Consider the following 2,751-nt stretch of genomic DNA (forward strand, 5'->3'; position numbering starts at 1 on the left):
CGTATCGACAACTTGGACAAAAACGTAGCTAATCTGCGCAAAGAGACCCGCCAAGGTCTTGCTGCACAAGCAGCCCTCAGCGGTCTGTTCCAACCTTACAGCGTTGGTAAGTTTAACGTTACCGCTGCTTTGGGTGGTTTCAAATCTGACACCGCAGTTGCAGTCGGTGCAGGCTACCGCTTCAATGAAAACTTTGCAGCCAAGGCCGGTCTTGCAGTCGGCACCTCTTCAGGCGGCTCTGCATCTTACAACGTAGGCGTGAACTACGAATGGTAATACTGGTTTAGTGTTAAATAGGTATCAAACCCGCAGCTATGCTGCGGGTTTTTTGTTTTGTTTGGCGGGTTTGCTCAACTGGACATGAATCTCGAATAAAAGACTTATAGTGGATTGACTTTAAACCAGTACGGCGTTGCCTCGCATAGCCGTACTATCTGAGACCTTTGCAAAATTCCCCAAAATCCCCTAAATTCTCACCAAGACATTTAGGGGATTTTCCATGACCACCTTCTTCCAGCAAACTGCCCAAGCCATGATTGCCAAACACATCGACCGTTTCCCACTATTGAAGTTGGATCAGGTGATTGATTGGCAACCGATCGAACAATACCTGAATCGTCAAAGAACCCGTTACCTCCGAGACCACCGCGGCCGTCCCGCCTATCCCCTGTTGTCCATGTTCAAAGCCGTCCTGCTCGGACAATGGCACAGCCTCTCCGATCCCGAACTTGAACACAGCCTCATCACCCACATTGATTTCAACCTGTTTTGCCGTTTTGACGAACTAAGCATCCCCGATTACAGCACCTTATGCCGCTACCGCAATTGGCTGGCGCAAGATAATACCCTGTCCGAATTGCTGGAACTGATTAACCGCCAACTGACTGAAAAAGGCTTAAAAGTAGAGAAAGCATCCGCCGCCGTCGTTGACGCCACCATTATTCAGACTGCTGGCAGCAAACAGCGCCAGTCCATAGAAGTCGACGAGGAAGGACAAGTCAGCGGCCAAACCACACCGAGTAAAGACAGCGATGCCCGTTGGATAAAGAAAAACGGCCTCTACAAACTCGGTTATAAACAACATACCCGTACCGATGCGGAAGGCTATATCGAAAAACTGCACCTTACCCCCGCCAATGCCCATGAATGCAAACACCTGTTGCCTTTGCTGGAAGGACTGTCCAAAGGTACGACCGTCTATGCCGACAAAGGCTATGACAGTGAGGAAAACCGGCAACATCTGGAAGAGTATCGGCTACAGGACGGCATTATGCGCAAAGCCCACCGCAAACATCCGCTGTCGGAAGCGCAAACCAAACGCAACCGACATTTGTCGAAGACCCGTTATGTGGTCGAACAAAGCTTCGGTACGCTGCACCGTAAATTCCGCTATGCCCGGGCAGTCTATTTTGGTCTGCTCAAAGTAAGTGCACAAAGCCATCTGAAGGCGATGTGTTTGAACCTATTGAAAGCCGCTAACAGGCTAAGTGTGCCTGTTGTCGCCTAAAAGGCGGCCGGATGCCTGATTATCAGGTATTCAAGGAGGATTAAGAGGGTATTTGAGTAGAGTCAGCGGATATTTGAAACAAAAACAGCCGAAAACCTGTGTTTGGATTTCGGCTGTTGGGGAAGGGCTTTTTTGCAAAGGTCTCCGATTGTGATTGAGGATGATGTTTGGATCGGACGGCGCGCGATTATTATGGGCGGTGTCCGAGTAGGCAAAGGAGCGGTTATCGGCGCAGGGGCTGTGGTAACTAAAGATGTGCCGCCGTATTGCGTCGCTGCTGGGAATCCTGCGGTCATCAAGAAGAACCTGTTAGAAGATTAAGTACACACATCACGGTTTTCAACCAGATATAAAAAGGTCGTCTGAAAATGTTTTCAGACGACCTTTTTATATCAAATCAAATTAGCCGCGCCGCCAAGTCGTACCGCCGGCGTTGTCTTCCAGAATGATTTTGTGTTCGTTCAGAAGGTCGCGGATACGGTCGGATTCCGCCCAGTTTTTATCCGCGCGTGCCTGTTTGCGGCGGGCGATTAAGTCTTCGATTTCTTCGTTGGAGAGGCCGTCTGAAACCGCGCCGCCTTGCAGAAACTCAATCGGATCACGTTGCAACAGGCCGATGATGCCGCCCAAAGCTTTCAGGCAGCCGGCAAGGTGCGCATCATTGGTTTTGTTCACCTCGCCTGCCAGCTCAAACAACACGGCAACCGCTTCGACCGTACCGAAATCGTCGTTCATGGCGGCGTAGAAGCGGCGGGTGTAGTCGTTGGCGTTTTCGGATAAATCAAACTCAGCCGCTGGAGTTTTTTTCAACGTGGTGTACAGACGGGTCAGCGCGCCTTTTGCGTCGTCCAAATGCGCGTCGGAGTAGTTCAACGGGCTGCGGTAGTGGGCGCGCAGGATAAAGAAACGCACGACTTCAGGGTCGTATTGTTTCAACACTTCGCGGATGGTGAAGAAGTTGCCCAGCGATTTGGACATTTTTTCGCCGTCCACACGGATGAAGCCGTTGTGCAGCCAGTATTTGACGTGGCTGGCGATGCTTTGACCGTGATGGGTTTGCGCGTGGTCATGACCGCAGGTATGGCCGCTGGCACCGACGCTTTGAGCGATTTCGTTTTCGTGGTGAGGGAACTGCAAATCCGCACCGCCACCGTGAATATCAAAAGTATCGCCGAACAGGTTTTCACTCATGGCGGAGCATTCGATGTGCCAACCCGGACGACCATTGCCCCACGGGCTTTCCC

At 51.3% G+C, this 2,751-nt stretch carries 2 protein-coding genes and 2 pseudogenes; 3 read left to right on the forward strand and 1 reads right to left on the reverse strand.

Features of this window, described 5'->3' with window-relative positions:
* The 3 genes and pseudogenes from ACTHUR_RS10550 to ACTHUR_RS10560 all read left to right on the forward strand — a co-directional run.
* A pseudogene (locus tag ACTHUR_RS10550) lies at window positions 1–276 on the forward strand (autotransporter adhesin NadA); the annotation flags it as partial.
* A 223-nt stretch (window positions 277–499) separates the two neighbouring features.
* The gene (locus ACTHUR_RS10555; protein ID WP_440398555.1) at window positions 500–1,507 is read left to right on the forward strand and encodes an IS5 family transposase; all 1,008 of its coding nucleotides are present in this window, start codon (window positions 500–502) and stop codon (window positions 1,505–1,507) included.
* A gap of 141 nt (window positions 1,508–1,648) precedes the next feature.
* Window positions 1,649–1,828 (forward strand): annotated as a pseudogene (locus ACTHUR_RS10560) (DapH/DapD/GlmU-related protein); the annotation flags it as partial.
* A gap of 81 nt (window positions 1,829–1,909) precedes the next feature.
* On the opposite strand, the gene ACTHUR_RS10565 reads toward ACTHUR_RS10560, so the two are convergent.
* A partial coding sequence (locus ACTHUR_RS10565) for a DALR domain-containing protein (protein ID WP_440398556.1) occupies window positions 1,910–2,751 on the reverse strand: 842 nt, incomplete at its 5' end.

It is taken from the genome of Neisseria sp. P0021.S007 (genome assembly GCF_051956855.1).

What these genes read in the sequence shown, in the direction of transcription:
- ACTHUR_RS10555 (WP_440398555.1), top strand. Translation starts at nt 500, where the DNA reads ATGACCACCTTCTTCCAGCAAACTGCCCAAGCCATGATTGCCAAACAC.